Genomic DNA, 15,434 nt, shown 5'->3' on the forward strand with positions numbered 1-15,434 from the left:
TTGCAAATATTTTTGTTTTTTTTTCAAAGTGTGCATGAGTTGATCGCGCTATCGGCAGCGACGCGGCTTGGTTTGCTGCTGCCCGCTGCAAAGCGAAACGCAGCAAACCGAGCGTATAAAGCAAAACAGGCGGCCAATTGGCCACCTGTTTTTCCGCTTGGGTCGCATGCGCTGGATCCGACGAAAGCTCAAGAGCCGTAGCGCCATGGTTGCGCCTTAGCAAATTCCCAATAAAGCTCCCGCGCTTTTGCTGTTATCGGCCCCCGCTCCAGTCTGCGGTCTTCAATGCGACCAACAGCGACAACCTTGGAATAGTTGCCTGTCGAAAACAATTCGTCTGCTTCTTTAAGCTCGGCATAGGAAATCAAACGCTCGGTTACCGTTACCCCTGCATCCCGCAGCAGCTTAATAACCCGCTGTCGGGTCAAGCCGTTTAAAAACGTGCCGTTTGGATAAGGGGTGTGCACTTCACCCTCTTTAACCATGAAGATGTTTGCAGAAGTCAGTTCAGCCACATTGCCAAGCGCATCGAGCAGCACGGCATTGTCAAAGCCGCGCGCCACTGCTTCTCGCATGGCCCGGGCATTGTTCGGGTACAAGCATCCTGCTTTGGCGTTCACCGGCATGGTTTCCATGGTCGGGCGACGAAAAGGCGATAATGTAACAGAAAAACTGGCATCTGCCGCCGGCATTGGCGCTGCGAACAGGCACATGCAAAAACGCACATCTTCGCTATCTGCGCTAATTACTCCAGGGCCATCACTCTCGCCCCAATACATCGGCTTGATGTACACCGCTTCTTCTGCCGCGAATTTTTCCATGCCTTCCTTGGCAAGTGCAGCCATATCTTCCCAGCGCATCGTGGGATTAAGACCAAGTGCACTGGCTGAAGCATTGACACGTTGGCAATGCAGGTCCAAATCCGGCATCAGGCCTTCAAATCCCCGCGCTCCGTCAAAAACACTGGAAGCCAGCCAGAATGCATGGGACCGCGGCCCCATTAGCGGCGGGTTACCTTCCAGCCACGCTCCTTCAAACCAATTCCAAGTTTTTGACATATCCACTTTTGTTTTTCCTTGTACAAACGTTTTTCTGGCAATAGGTCGTTTGCCAAGCCGCCTTAAGCGCGCTGGCAAGACATCGCCCACTTTGCGCAAGTCTAACCGTTTTTAAAGCGGAGATACTTGTCGTTTTAGCAAGTGGGTTCTTACGTACGCGCTGCTCTTCCTTGGCAGATTCCCTCTGTAACGTTTATGGTCAATGCTGAAAGCCGTGCGCGTCAAGGTTTCGCTCACGCACCAAAAGGGTTTGCAATAAAACGAAGCCCTCTCCGCTTTGTTCTTGGTATATCCCTGGATCCTCTGCCAATCTTTAGCATACCATTGCGCACTTGATAGAGATTATTAGCATTTATAATTAGTTCACGGACTTCCTGCATGCTATTTCGACCCAATATCGTCTTTTGCGTAACCGTCAAAACTTACGGATGCGCACTCATAAACCGTTAAAATTATCTCAGGAAATGGGAGGTTATTCTTGACGGAGGAACCAGATCGCGTCAATTGAGGGAGCAGAGGTGATCTAGTGCTTGGAGTTTGAAATGGCGCATGCGGTCTATGCTTTTGATGCTTACGGAACGCTTTTTGACGTTCACGCTGCTGTGCGCCGTCATGCTGCGACGCTTGGGCCACGGGCCGACGCTTTCTCCATGGTATGGCGACAAAAGCAGCTAGAATATAGCTGGGTATTGTCGTTGATGGGGCAGTATGCAGATTTCTGGCAACTGACCCAGCAGTCACTTGACACGGCATTTGCGCTTTTTCCCGACGTTGATCGCAATATTCGCCAACAATTGCTTGATGCTTACTGGACGCTGGACTGCTACCCGGAAGTGCCGATGGTGCTTAAAAAGCTACGTGAAGAGAACAAGCGACTGGTTATCCTTTCAAATGGCTCACGAGAGATGCTTGGTGCTGCAGTGCGCGCTTCCGGACTTGAGGATGTGTTTGACGAGGTGTTTTCGGTCGAGGATGTGTGCTGCTACAAGCCGGACCCGCAAGTGTATGATCTGGTCACGACACATTTTCGTGTTTATCCGGATGCAGTTTCCTTCCAGTCTTCAAACCGCTGGGACATTGCCGGAGCAAGTAAGTTTGGCTTCCGCGCAGTTTGGGTCAATCGCGACCAACTGCCAGAGGAATACCCGCAGAACACGCCGCAAGCAACTGTGAAGGAGCTGGAAAGCCTGCTTCAGCTTTAAACACTCGGGCAACCAAGGGTGAAGCAGAGCGGAATAGGCTCGTCCACATATTTTTCAAGAAAATCGGCAATACTAAATCAATACATCAGTATTGACTATCTATCAGCATTACGAAGGGTTATCCGCCTTTTGATTTAGAATGAAATTGATTAGCCGCGACACAAATATCTCTCTTGTGACGACCGTTTAATAACAGCAGTCGGCTAGACTGTACCTTAACTTATGCGCCGCACACTAATCCATTATTGATTAACAGGAATAAGTTAAGGCGCGGTTTTTTCGCTAAATAGCGTAATATTTTTCTTTGCTTCTTAAGATTTCGAAACAATCTTTCAAGAAGTGATAATTATCACTTTCTCACCCTCAACTTGATGCCCCAACACATTCGTGATCTTGTCACGTACAACTACGTATAATTTGGAGGTAGCCGATGAGATTGCTTAAAACAACTCTCATTGCTTTGGGTATAAATTTTCTCGCCTTGGGCACCGCGCAAAGCCAGCACACTATCCCAGCGGGTATTATTGACGAACTTCGCCAGTTTACCTCTGCGGAAATCGTGTTGCTTAGTGTAGAGAAAGCAAACAAGAAAACCGCATCATACGATCAAGCCAGAATAGACGAACTTGACAGCCGATGGCGTTCAGAACGCGAAGACTATCAACAACCGTTGATTGTTGATTTGATGTCCCGTCAAGCCTCTCTTTATCTGCTTCGGCAAATTGCGGCTTCAAAGGGCCTCCTGCTGGACTTTTTTATCACGGATCTAAAGGGCCTCAACGTGGCGCAGGCCATGGTCACATCTGACTATTGGCAGGGTGATGAAGACAAGTTTCTAAAAACCGTTCCACTTGGCCCGGATGGGCTACTGATCAGTGAGCCTGAGCAAGATGCAGATACCGGTGCTGAAATGGTTCAGATTTCATTCTCAATTGTCATGAAAGGCAAGGTGATTGGCATGGCTTGTGTAGACTTCAATCTTACAGAAGCTAAGCGCCGCGGCCTCCTTTAGTATTCTCGGGTAGTGTTATGAATCTGAACCGTATTAGTGTCAAAGTAATTGCTGCTGGTATCGTGGTGGTGTCTTTAAGCGTCGCCATGGGATTGCTTGCGCTGCAGAGCTCGCAAGACGTCAAAAAGGCAGCGGAACAAACCGCAAAACTCATGAGCCTGCATGGGGATACGAGCAAGCTTGCAGAGGAAAGCTTGCGACTTGCGCTTGACTACCGTGACTACATTTTTTCAGGTCGCGAGGAAATGAGAGAACCACTGGTTAAGCATGCCTCTTTCGTTGAGAGTAAAATATATTTACTTAAGAAAGCGGCCGCACAGACCAGTAAAACCAAGGCGGCGCATCAGGCGCTTTCTATGTACTATCGAAAGTGGAACGATCTATACTTGGGAGCCGCACTTGAAGACATCCAGTCATTGGAATACGTGCAAGCTGTGCGCTACGATGTACTGAACGGGGAAGGCCGAGACGCACTTGACCGCGTATTGTCATCGACCGATCTGCTCATCAAGGCAGTGGACAACGAATTGATCAAGTTGCGACAAGCACAAGTCGACGCGATTGATCGCAACCAGTTACTCGCATCTTCTGCGGCTTTGGTTTCAAGCCTCGCTTTCCTGCTCTTTTGTGGTGCCATTGCCTGGTTTGTGGTTCGCCCTATTCGGAAATTGTCTGAGGTTACACGCCGTCTCAGTGATGGTGATTACAGCACGATAATTCCCGCGTCCAAACGACGGGATGAAATCGGCGAACTATCAAAAGCGCTTGAGCTTTTTAAAGCCACGTTGGTACACAGCAAAGAACTTGAGCAGCGTGCGAGCGATGAACGGCAGAAACAGAGTGCCGCGCGGCGGGAACTTCTTTTATCACTTGCACAGGAACTTGAAGAACAGATCAGCAGTGTGAGCGACAAAGTGGTGGAACAAAGCCGGGATGTGAACAACTTGTCGCGTGAGCTTGCCGAATTGACAGGCAAATCTGCAAGTGGCGCATCCAAGGTGCATTCCCATGCAGTCTCGACCAGTGGCCGGGTTCAGATGATTGCCTCGGCAACCGAGGAACTTTCGATCTCGCTCGGCGAGGTCGATCATCAAGTTCATTCAGCAGCAAAACATGCAGAAGAAGCTTCGTTGCAGGTAGAGGGATCGCAGCAGAAGATTGGCGCGCTTCACAGTGCAGTCGCACAGGTCAATGATGTAACGGGGCTAATCTCCGAAATTGCTGAACAGACCAACCTATTGGCCCTTAACGCAACAATCGAGGCGGCGCGGGCCGGAGAAGCCGGACGCGGATTTGCTGTAGTGGCCACAGAGGTCAAAAACCTAGCGGAGCAAACCGGGAAAGCAACCGGTGATATTTCTACCCAGATCAGCAATGTCGGCGAAGTGACGCAAGCCTCGATTGCAGCAACGGATGAAATTGCTTCGCTGGTTATGCAAATACATGAGAAATCGGTAGCAATGGCCGCCTCCTCAAGCCAGCAAAGTGTAGCGACAGAAGAAATCGCACGAAACACAGCAGATGCCGCGCGTGTCACTGAGGAGGCTTCTCAGGTGGCAATGCAGTTGTGCGAAGAAATGGAGCAAACGCAATCCGTTGGCGACCAAATGGCGGTCACGACACAAAGCCTTGTGGAGATTGTGAACGAGTTGCGGGCCAGCGTTGACAAAGTCTGCGAGGACATTCGCAAGAGCGCCTAAGCTGATGCTTTTACTTAGATAATTCCCTAGGCTATTGAGATAGCAAGGGAATTATCTTTGGATTGCGCCCTGCGATTAATTGCGGCTCAAGGTTAGGAGTGTTTAGCTCCTTTTCATGCAGGAGTTTAAAATACCACACAGCCGCAGACAGGCACTGCTTGGCACATTGGCTCTCTTGGTTAGCACCACCATGTTTGCTTCCTTGCCGCTGTTTGGCGCAGTTGGCGCGCAGCAGGGTGTGGGGCCTGCAATGGCAAGCCTGTTGCGTTTCGGCCTGCCAGCTTTGCTACTTGGCTTCCTGCTGCCGGTAGCCCTAGGCAAGGGCAGAGGTGGACGGGTTTATGTCGGGTTTGGCATGCTAACGGGCGCAGGTGTTTGGGGATACTTATATGCCAGCACACACTTGTCGCTGTTTACTGTTCTGCCGCTGTATTTCTCCTGGCCGCTGTTCTTGTTCTTCCTGCGCTGGTTTACTGGACGACACCGCGCATCCAAGGCGCTGCCCGCCGCCGCGGCACTGCTAAGCTTACTCGGTGTGGTTTTATGTGCATTGCAAGCGCAAGAACATGGCACTGGGGAGGCATTGCCAGCGCTTGCTGCCGGGTTGATTGGCCCGATTAGCTACGCAGTGTTATCTTCGCAAAAAGAATTACCCGTACCCTATTTATCTGGGGTATCGGTGGCTGCCTGTGTTTTCTTGGGTGGCACAATCGCTTCAGCGGCACTGCTTTTTGCAAGTGGTGAAGCAATTGCCTTGCCACAAAGAAACATGGGTTGGCTCGCGGTGTTCGGCGTAATGCTGCTTTCAGGGCTTGTTCCGCAGCTGTTGTTTACTGTTGGCACCCACGCAACACCAAAACACCTCTTGGAACACGCTTGTCTGTTCGAGTTGCTCGGAGCATTTCTGCTTGCTGTGCTTTTCCTTGAAGATTGGCCGAAAAGGCTAGACGGTCTTGGTTTAATTTGCTGCGCAGCGGCGTTGGCGCTGAGCCGCGAGCGCGCAAAACCACAAGCCTAAACTGCTGATCAGGTAGGGCCCGAGCGAGCACAAAAAATCCGAGGGCCACCCCGGATTTTTTGCCTTAAGCCAGCGGCAGCTCTGATCGGGCTAGCCTTTTGACAGTTCAGCGATCACGCGAACCCATGACCGAATTCCTTTGTGGAAGCTGGTCAATTCGTACTTCTCATTGGGCGAGTGGATTTGATCCTCATCCAGTCCAAAGCCGATCAGCAACGTGTCCATGTTCAGATCACGCTTAAAGTTGCCAACCACAGGAATAGAGCCGCCGCCGCCCATAAGTACAGTCTCTTTGCCCCATTCTGCCTCAAGCGCTTTGCAACCTTTTTCCAAGGCTGGCGCAGTGAAATCAACCCGCTGCGCGCGGTCACCACCATGCTCGTGAAACTCTACAGAGCAATCTGGCGGGCAAAGCGCTAACATCTTCTTACGAAAGCTCGCCCTGATCTTTTCCGGATCCTGATCACCGACCAGCCGGAATGAGATTTTCGCATGTGCCTTGGACGGAATAACGGTTTTAAATCCAGCACCAGTGTAGCCGCCCCAGATCCCATTGAGTTCGCAGGTAGGCCGCGCCCAGACCTGTTCCAGCGCTGAGCGGTCCTGCTCGCCTGCCGGCATTTTCAAGCCCACGCCGCCCAGAAACTCCTCCTGCGAGAAATCCAGTTCAGCCCACATGTCTTTCACGTCCTGAGGGAGTTCCGGTACATCATCGTAAAACCCGTCCAGTGTGATACGGCCCATGTCATCCCGTAGGCTATCAATCATCTTTGCAAGCACATGGATTGGGTTACGCGCAGCGCCGCCGAAAAAGCCCGAGTGCAGATCTTTATCCGGACCGGTCACCACTATCTCTTCAGAGACCATACCGCGCAACATCACGGTAATTGCCGGAGTTGTGCGGTTCCACATGCCCGTATCGCAAACAAGAGCCAAGTCCTTGGAAAGCTCCTGTTTGTTTGCATCCAGGAATGGCTCAAGCGAAGGCGAGCCACTTTCTTCCTCTCCCTCTAAGAAAACCGTAATGTTTAACGGCATATCGCCCGTCACTTCGATATAGGCCCGCATCGCTTCTACAAATGTCATCAGCTGGCCTTTATCGTCGTTCGCACCGCGGGCAACAATCATTTTGCCGCCATCTTCACGGGTAACAATGCGCGGATCAAACGGGTCTGAGTGCCACAGCTCAATCGGGTCGACCGGCTGCACATCATAGTGACCATAGAACAAGACATGCGGGCCCGCTTTGCCCTCACCAGTGCGGTGCCCTACCACCATCGGATGGCCGGTGGTGTCGCGCACCTGCGAGGGCACACCGATGCTGGTGAGCTCGTTTGCTAGCCACTCAGCCGCTTTGCGGCAATCACCCTTAAATTCGGGGTCTGTAGAAATGCTCTTGATCCGCAGCAGATCAAACAGGCGTGTGAGACTGTTTTCAAGATTGGCATCAACATGGTTGAGGATTTGGTCTATCTGGCTCATGGGCGTTCCTTAAAACTACTGCGAAAACGACGAGGCTTGGCAAAGCTCTTTGACTTCGCACTTAACGTCTTTTCATGGGGGCTTGCAACTGCTTTCCAGCCTAAAGCGCCCATAGAGTTTGCAGCATGCAGGCAAACCGCAGATCAACAATAATGCCGCAGAGTTAAAAAATGTAAATTGCAGATATTTTCCACACGACGAACAACATGTTATTTATAATATCCATTTATCTGCTAATAACAGATCCAAAATCCATCACTTATTGCACCAATAATATGAGATGAGAGGGCAAATGACACTAAAAAGCTTTTTCCTTGGTTTTGCCGCAGTTGGGCTGCTTCCCATCGCGCTCAGTTATGGCTTAGCGCCGCGGGCAGCCATGCGGGCACTCTACGGTTTGGAGCTCCCCACCCCCAATGGCAGCCACATTTTTCGCGCGGTCATGGGGCTATATCTGGCGATGATTGTGCTTTGGACATTGGGCGCTTATGACCCGGTCTATCAGTTCGCGGCCTTGGTCAGTGTTGCCGTATTTATGCTTGGTCTGGCTGCGGGGCGGCTGCTTAGCTTGTTGGTCGATGGCATGCCGCATTTCCTGCTGTTCGTCTACTTCGTGCTTGAGGTTGTGTTGGGTGTGATTGCCTTGATGCTGCTTCGCGGCATCGTGCAGTAGCCTGCTTTGTTGTGACGCACCCAAAACGAACGCCTACCAATCCATTCACTGTTAGCAGGAATAACGATTCAACAAATCTAGAACCGTGCTAAAGTGTCGGCCCAATAATACGTGCAAGAGCTCCGGCCAGCGCGAGTGTTGCGATCTGGTCCGCCTCTTGTCGATGGAGGTGCAAAATGCATTATCTCATTGATCGTCTAACTTGCAAAATGGATATCTCGCAGGAGCAGGCAGAGGCAGCTGTCGGTGCGCTGCTGAGCTATATTGCGAAGCAGCTGAATGCAGCAGAAATGCAGCGAATTTTTGACCGCTTTCCCCGCGCAAAAGATTTGGTGTCTCAGGCAGAAAGTCACGAGACTTCCGGGTTGCTTGGCGGGCTTGCCAGCCCGATGTCGAGCCCTGAACCTCTGCTGGCAGCACTTAGTGAAATGACGTCGAAAGGCCTCAGCATAGAGGAGATTCAAGAAGTGGCGCGCGAGACAGTAGACTTTGCCCGCGAAAGAGTGGGAGATCATTCTGTTGAGGAGCTTCTGGAAAAGGTCCCAGGCCTACGGCAGATTATCTGAAGGCTCTTTAGTAATGTGCCTTCCAACCCACTGGCAATCAAGCAAACCTTGACCGGTCAGCCGCCCTTTAGCTGGCCGGCACCTAAAACTCGCTGTAACAAAGCGCAGCTACGACGCATCGACAGCACCGCGGCAAGCCAAGAGGAAGATGACCGGGCATATTGATTATTCTTTCACTTGAGACATAAGTCCACTTTGACGCCCTCCTGCCCTTAAAGCTGCTGCCACTTTGTATTGTCGTCCTTTATGATCGTATGCTGCGATGGTCTTGCTCTGCCAATCCCCAGCTCGGCTGCGGGTTACCTAACAAAGTAACCCGCTTAACCACAAGACTTAGAGGTTAGATTTGAATCTGGCCATATCGAAGGGCCTCAACAACCGTGTGCGTTTTGTTGGAGGCATTCAGCTTTGCGCTGGCGTTTTGCAAATGCGCATGAACAGTTCGCTGGGATATATCGAGCAACTCAGCAATTTCGTGGGCGGTTTTGCCAAGAGCGGTAAGCTCCAAAACGCGCCGTTCACGAGCGGAAAGATCGCCAGGCCGCTGCTCGGAAACCACGCCAAGCTCATGTAAACGACGGAAAGCGGCTGCACAGACAATTTCTACAGACGCAAGATCGTAGGGCTCGACTGAAATATTCTGCCCCGCGCCGATCACCATCGCCTGAAATGGGCGCAAGGCATCTACAGGGATGACCATGGCATGCGCCCCTTCGCCAACACTGGCCAGCAAGTCCGAGCCCGTAATCTCTTGTTGTGTAATGGTGAGTGTCATTGGCCGGTTACCGGACAAACCAAACATCAGCGCTGTATCATTTGTGCTTAGTAAGGTGCGCTCAACGCCGCCATGGCGCTCATCGGCCCATCGTAGCCTGTGTATCAAGCTTTCGATAGTGCGGTTTGGCATGGGCAGCCCGGTGATCAAGATATGGGAGGCCCCTAGCCTACGCAAATACGATTCGACAATGTCCAAGACCGGCTTTGCAGCTCTGGCCTCGTTTATTGCCGCAATCTTCGCTTCAATGTCCATTGTTTCGCCCATCAGATCCGCGTTCCCCAAATAGTCGGCTGATGCCGTGTTAAACCTGTCGTCTATTGCCATGGTTGTACGCCCCACTTACGCTTTTTTACTTTTGCTGCCAGCAAACGATGGCGACGCGCCACCCAGCAACACACCCGAACACCATTCAACTTGCGACGGAGCGCGGCCGCTCCCCTGCTTCCCACCAGTCTGCGTTTTGCCAATCTGCTTTTCGGGGCGCTCTGACGTGGTTTTAGGTCGCGCCGTCTTCAGAATGGTGACTACAGTGGCTTTACCTATTGTGCACTTGACACAACAAGCCCGTTCACACCTTGCTGGTGTGGTGGATTTCCCTCTGCATGTCTTTCCAAAAATTCCCCGAAAAAGCAGAGAGTTGCCCTGCTTTGATAAGCAATAGTAACAGCGTGTTACCGCTAAGGGTCAACCGCGACAAATTTGTGATTAATTAAGGTAATGTGAAAAATGTCTATTAGTTGTAACTAGGTTGAACCATGGTTTTACTCGACGAAAGACTAAGAGGCGCGTCTCGTTCTAAGGCATAGCTTGAATTGTGCTTTGCGCCGCTTCTATAACACTCGGGGAAGGACTTACTATGGCTACTCAATTGAATAGACTTGTAAATAGCTTTGAGCGGGTGTCGCGGGACGATTGGGAAGTCGCGGCCCGTAAAGCGTTGAAAGGACAAGATATCAATGCCTTATCATCCGTAGATATGGATGATCTGACAATTCATGGTATCTACGAGCACACCGGAGCTTACCCTCAAATAAAACTAAGGGAGAATAGCGCGGGATGGGCTGTGGTTTGTCGGCAAGACCACCCTGATATTGTGCGGGCCAATCGGCAAATGCTCGATGATCTTGAGGGTGGCGCCAACGCCATTGAGCTGGTTCTGCCCGGATCAGCACGCGCAAGAGGTGTGGGCCTGCAACTACAGCGGCTGGATGATGCGCAGCGGCTGTTTGCTAATGTGCAATTTGGACTGATCTCCACCTATCTGGACAGTGCACCGGGTGGCCGGGCAACTTTAGCGCTGATCGCAGAACATGCAAAAAGTGATGCGAGCGCAAAAGGCGGGTTCACCGTGTTTGGCGGGAGTGATCCGGCAGGTGATCTGGCCGCCAACGGTAGAGTTAAAGGCAGCATGGAAGATTTGAGCGCCATGTTCCTTGATGTTGCCCATTTCCGACAGGATCAGGGTATTGGCGGCGCCATGCTCAAGGTTGATGGACGGCTCTACGCCGATGCCGGGGCCACATGCGCGCAGGAACTTGGCCTGAGCCTTGCAGCCGCGACGATGTATCTGCGCCTTGTTCACAATGGCGGCGGCACAATAACAAGAGCCAATGAACTTGTGTATCTGTGTCTGAGCACTACGGCCAACCAGTTTGACAGCATTGCCAAGGCGCGGGCGGTACGCCTGCTGTGGGCACGCCTGCTGGAAGCGCTGGAGCTGCCTGAGCAGCACTTGCATTTGTTTATGCAAAACAGTTGGCGTGGTATGAGCCAGCGCGACCCTTACGTGAATATGCTACGCGCGACAAGCGCCTGCTTCGCCGCGGCGGTTGGCGGGGCTGACGCTGTTAGCCTTTTGCCCTTTAGCGCTGCCAATGGTTTGCCGGAGGAATTTGCCCGAAGGCAGGCGCGCAATGCACAGCTGGTGCTGCTGGAAGAGGCGCACCTTGCACGAGTTAACGACCCAGCGGCTGGGAGCGACTTTGTCGAAGCACGAACCATCGACATGGCTCAAGCTGCATGGAAGATGTTCCAAACAATCGAAGCGCAAGGGGGCATTTTCGTGGCTCTACAAAGCGGCTTGGTGCAAACCATGCTGGAGGATAGCCGCGCCAAAGCAAGGGGCGTCCTGCGCGATGGCCGCTATCGCATGATCGGCAGTAGTGTGTTTGCCAATTTAGAAGAAGAGTTGCCAGCTGTTGACGGGAACCGTGCGACACTCCAACACCTCGAACCCAGTCAACACGCCGTATTTGCACCACCTTCCAATGCACAAGGGCAGCAAATGGGCTTTTTCGCCAAAGAGCTGGCCAGTGGAGCGCGGGTGAACGACTTGTTGCAAGGACCGGTGAATGGCTCGGCTATGGAGTGCGTGGCACTACAAGGCGAGCGCTTGGCCAAGCCGTTTGAGGCACTGCGCGATAGTGCCGATTGCATCAAAAAGGTGCGCGGCGCGCGACCTGCAGTGCTGCATGTGATGCTGGGCAGCGTGGCCGCACGCGGACCGATGGTCGGCTTTGTACAAAACTTCTATGCGGTCGGCGGAATTGAAGTGCATCCCGCACACCCGTTGGAAGCTGCGGGCGAGGAAAGCTTGCAAACCCTTTGCGATGCTTTGCGGACCTGTGGCGCCGAAGCCGTGTGCCTGAGCGGTACAGCGGAAGCCTTCGCACAAATGGGAAGTATGGTGGCTGCAGCGTTGCAACGGGCCGGAGCAAAACTGGTGGCAGTGGCAACATCCGGTGAGCAAAATTCTACAGAGAGCTTTGGTTGGGCGGGTTCTCACATTTATGAGGGGTGCGACCACTTACAGGAATTGCACCGCTGTTTTGGCGTATTTTCAGCATGTGGCAGCTGTGACTTGGAGGCGGTTTAATGGGAAAGTTTCCTGATTTCAGCAATATTGAATTCTCGGGAGAGGCACCTGCAGCTCATCTGGATCAGCCGACTGGCGCGCCATGGCAAACACCGGAAGGCATTGAGGTGAAGCCTGCCTACAGCGCGGCAGATCTGGAAGGTCTATCGCATCTTGGTGGCTGGCCGGGCTTGGCGCCTTTTGTGCGCGGCCCTTACCCAACCATGTATGTGCAACAGCCATGGACCGTTCGCCAATACGCTGGTTTTTCAACTGCGGAAGATTCCAACGCCTTTTACCGCCGCAATCTGGCAGCTGGGCAAAAGGGGCTGTCGGTGGCCTTCGATTTGGCAACGCACCGTGGCTATGACAGTGATCACCCTCGTGTGGCGGGGGATGTGGGCATGGCGGGGGTGGCGATCGATTCCATCTACGACATGCGCACTTTGTTCGAGGGCATTCCACTGGACAAAATGAGTGTGTCCATGACCATGAATGGCGCAGTCCTCCCTGTAATGGCGCTGTATATTGCAGCTGCTGAAGAACAGGGGGTGGCGCAAGCGCAGCTTTCAGGAACCATACAGAATGACATCCTGAAAGAATTCATGGTGCGCAACACCTACATCTATCCCCCTGCCCCTTCCATGCGGATAATCTCCGATATCTTCGAGTACACCTCGCAGCATATGCCGCGGTTTAACTCGATTTCGATCTCCGGTTATCATATGCAGGAGGCGGGCGCGACGGCGGATCTGGAGCTGGCCTACACCATTGCCGATGGCATCGAATATGCTCGCGCCGGGGTAGCTGCCGGACTGGATATCGACAGCTTTGCCCCGCGCCTGTCGTTCTTCTGGGCAATTGGTATGAACTTCTTTATGGAAGTTGCCAAAATGCGGGCGGGACGGCTGATCTGGGCCAGTTTGATGCAAGAGAACTTTGCTCCGAAGAACCCCAAGAGCCTTTCGCTGCGGGCCCATTGCCAAACATCGGGTTGGTCGCTGACCGCGCAGGATGTGTTTAACAATGTGACACGTACCTGCGTTGAGGCAATGGCCGCAACTCAAGGGCACACACAATCGCTGCATACCAATGCACTGGATGAAGCGCTGGCATTGCCGACCGACTTTTCCGCGCGAATTGCCCGTAACACCCAGTTGTTTTTACAGGAGGAAAGCGGCACCACCGGCACGATTGATCCTTGGGGGGGCTCCTACTATATTGAAATGCTCACCCATGAACTCGCTGAAAAAGCACTGGCGCATATTGCCGAGGTAGAGGCGCTTGGTGGCATGGCCAAAGCCATTGAGCAGGGCATTCCAAAGCTGCGCATCGAAGAGGCCGCAGCCAAAACGCAAGCGCGCATCGATAGCGGCCAGCAAAGTGTCATCGGGGTCAACAAGTTCAAGCCGGAAAGCGAGCCGCCGCTTGAAGTTCTCAAAGTTGACAACGCTCAAGTGCGCGCCATGCAGATCGATAAACTGCAACGGCTGCGGGCTGAACGCGATGAGACCGCAACGCAGAGCGCCCTTCAAGCGCTTGAAAACGGTGCGCGCTCAGGCACGGGTAACCTCCTTGCATTGAGCATTGATGCGGCGCGGGCGAAGGCCTCGGTGGGCGAGATATCCCTCGCCATGGAGAACGCTTTTGGTCGCCATAATGCGGAGATCCAGTCAATCTCCGGCGTCTATAAACGGGAGGTCGGCACCATGAACCCGCAGGTGCAAGAGGCAATCAATCGCGCTGACCGCTTTGCCGAAGAGGACGGACGCCGTCCACGTATTCTCGTCGCCAAGATGGGACAGGATGGGCATGACCGCGGCCAGAAGGTTATTGCCTCGGCTTTTGCGGATTTGGGCTTTGATGTGGATATCGGGCCACTGTTTGCTACGCCGGAAGAAGCAGCCAAGCAGGCCGTGGAGAATGATGTGCATGTGGTGGGGGTGTCTTCCTTGGCCGCAGGGCATTTAACGCTGGTGCCAGCGCTAAAGAAAGCTCTTGCCGCGCAAGGGCGCGAGGATATCGTCATCGTTGTGGGCGGGGTTATTCCGCCGCAAGACTTTGATGCACTTTATGCAGCAGGCGCGGCGGCTATATTCCCGCCAGGCACAGTTATTGCCGATGCGGCGCTTGGCCTCTTGCAACAGCTTGCCGAAGCCCGGGGCTATACACTTTAGCCAAGCGCACTGCATCAAAATCGAGAGGAGCCAGCCTGAATGCTGGCTCCATTCACATACCAAGTCTTAGTTTGATCTCGGCATAACGCTTGAAGAAACTTGAAGCCAAGCGGTATAGCCTCGGGCCATACTTGGATAATTCACTCTTGCCAGATTTATACTTGTAATCTCTATGTCCAATTTGAGAGCTTAACGCACCACTGTTGTCTTCGTTGTCTGGAATGGGATGGACTGGATAAGGTATGACTGCATAAATATCGACTCCATGACGAAAACTTCGGTCCAGCATAGTATCGATTGGTAAACTCATCGAGTAACAGTAAGACAATAGTCTGGGTACAGCTTCTTTCCGAATAAAATAGGCGCAAGTGTTAAGCGGGCCATACGCCAGTTTGTAGAGGTCAACTTCGGATGTCAGCTCACCTAGTTTTCTCATGGGTTTGACTTGATTGCCGCTGAGCTTTACAAATGCCGCATCTGTGTTTTGTAGTGCACTCACGATTTCCGGCAGATTGTCAGACAATTTCACATCATCTTCCAAAACAACATATGCATCGGCTTCGGCGTCTTGTAAAAGCTGTCGCCAAAGCTGCATATGCGAAAGGCCACATGCCAGTTCTCCCGGCGTTAACGGGCGGCCAAAGTGTATTGACCCAGCAATTTCTGCTCAAGTTATGCCGCTAATTTGTATGCCTCGTTAGGTGTCTTCATTGCAAGCGCCTGATGAGGCCTCAAGCCATTATAAAACGTAACCCAATTAGCAATTGTTCGGCTGGCATGGATTAGGCTTTCGAAGCGTTGGCGATGAACGCATTGCTCCTTCAGCGACCGGATCAATCGTTCCATCATGCCGTTCTGCTGCGGACAATATGGTGTGATGAACTCTTGGCGCAGACCGTAGCTTCGGACCAGCT

At 52.5% G+C, this 15,434-nt stretch carries 13 protein-coding genes; 8 read left to right on the forward strand and 5 right to left on the reverse strand.

Annotation, left to right across the window (positions count from 1 at the left end; genetic code table 11):
* Positions 1–188 precede the first annotated feature (188 nt).
* Positions 189–1,058, reverse strand: a complete 870-nt coding sequence (locus AYK82_RS14150; protein WP_068317253.1) for a branched-chain amino acid aminotransferase — start codon at positions 1,056–1,058, stop codon at positions 189–191.
* 542 nt (positions 1,059–1,600) lie between these two features.
* On the opposite strand from AYK82_RS14150, the gene AYK82_RS14155 reads away from it, so the two are divergent.
* The 4 genes from AYK82_RS14155 to AYK82_RS14170 all read left to right on the forward strand — a co-directional run bounded on the left by AYK82_RS14155 (position 1,601) and on the right by AYK82_RS14170 (position 5,990).
* Entirely contained in the window at positions 1,601–2,260 is a 660-nt protein-coding gene (locus AYK82_RS14155) for a haloacid dehalogenase type II (protein WP_068317256.1), read from the forward strand.
* 430 nt (positions 2,261–2,690) lie between these two features.
* The gene (locus tag AYK82_RS14160) at positions 2,691–3,272 is read left to right on the forward strand and encodes a PDC sensor domain-containing protein (RefSeq protein WP_068317258.1); all 582 of its coding nucleotides are present in this window, start codon (positions 2,691–2,693) and stop codon (positions 3,270–3,272) included.
* A gap of 17 nt (positions 3,273–3,289) precedes the next feature.
* Positions 3,290–4,972, forward strand: coding sequence for a methyl-accepting chemotaxis protein (locus AYK82_RS14165; RefSeq protein WP_068317261.1), 1,683 nt, complete (start codon positions 3,290–3,292; stop codon positions 4,970–4,972).
* A gap of 115 nt (positions 4,973–5,087) precedes the next feature.
* Positions 5,088–5,990, forward strand: a complete 903-nt coding sequence (locus tag AYK82_RS14170) for a DMT family transporter (protein ID WP_068317265.1) — start codon at positions 5,088–5,090, stop codon at positions 5,988–5,990.
* Positions 5,991–6,080: 90 nt separating this feature from the next.
* Here the strand turns inward: AYK82_RS14170 and AYK82_RS14175 are convergent, their stop codons facing one another.
* On the reverse strand, positions 6,081–7,472 hold the full coding sequence (locus AYK82_RS14175) for a dipeptidase (RefSeq protein WP_068317267.1): 1,392 nt from the start codon (positions 7,470–7,472) through the stop codon (positions 6,081–6,083).
* A gap of 292 nt (positions 7,473–7,764) precedes the next feature.
* On the opposite strand from AYK82_RS14175, the gene AYK82_RS14180 reads away from it, so the two are divergent.
* A complete protein-coding gene (locus AYK82_RS14180) occupies positions 7,765–8,145 on the forward strand; it encodes a DUF4345 domain-containing protein (protein ID WP_068317270.1) in 381 nt (126 codons plus the stop codon).
* Positions 8,146–8,321: 176 nt separating this feature from the next.
* Positions 8,322–8,711, forward strand: coding sequence for a DUF2780 domain-containing protein (locus tag AYK82_RS14185; RefSeq protein WP_068317273.1), 390 nt, complete (start codon positions 8,322–8,324; stop codon positions 8,709–8,711).
* Positions 8,712–9,051: 340 nt separating this feature from the next.
* Here AYK82_RS14185 and AYK82_RS18410 read toward each other — a convergent pair whose 3' ends face one another.
* Complete coding sequence (locus AYK82_RS18410; RefSeq protein ID WP_244265769.1) at positions 9,052–9,813, reverse strand: LuxR C-terminal-related transcriptional regulator; 762 nt, start codon at positions 9,811–9,813, stop codon at positions 9,052–9,054.
* 532 nt (positions 9,814–10,345) lie between these two features.
* On the opposite strand from AYK82_RS18410, the gene AYK82_RS14195 reads away from it, so the two are divergent.
* Together AYK82_RS14195 and scpA are read left to right on the forward strand one after the other, a co-directional pair.
* Complete coding sequence (locus tag AYK82_RS14195; protein WP_068317277.1) at positions 10,346–12,364, forward strand: methylmalonyl-CoA mutase family protein; 2,019 nt, start codon at positions 10,346–10,348, stop codon at positions 12,362–12,364.
* Positions 12,364–14,520: a methylmalonyl-CoA mutase gene (gene scpA, locus AYK82_RS14200; protein ID WP_068317283.1), complete on the forward strand. Its 2,157-nt coding sequence runs from the start codon at positions 12,364–12,366 to the stop codon at positions 14,518–14,520. The genes AYK82_RS14195 and scpA overlap by 1 nt, the downstream gene beginning before the upstream one ends.
* A gap of 52 nt (positions 14,521–14,572) precedes the next feature.
* On the opposite strand, the gene AYK82_RS14205 is transcribed toward scpA, so the two are convergent.
* Both AYK82_RS14205 and AYK82_RS18635 read right to left on the reverse strand, forming a co-directional pair.
* Complete coding sequence (locus tag AYK82_RS14205) at positions 14,573–15,181, reverse strand: glycosyltransferase family 25 protein (RefSeq protein ID WP_082733947.1); 609 nt, start codon at positions 15,179–15,181, stop codon at positions 14,573–14,575.
* 11 nt (positions 15,182–15,192) lie between these two features.
* A complete protein-coding gene (locus AYK82_RS18635; RefSeq protein WP_425272581.1) occupies positions 15,193–15,432 on the reverse strand; it encodes an integrase core domain-containing protein in 240 nt (79 codons plus the stop codon).
* Positions 15,433–15,434: the final 2 nt, after the last annotated feature.

It is taken from the genome of Polycladidibacter hongkongensis (assembly GCF_001561995.1).
GTDB lineage: Bacteria > Pseudomonadota > Alphaproteobacteria > Rhizobiales > Stappiaceae > Pseudovibrio > Pseudovibrio hongkongensis.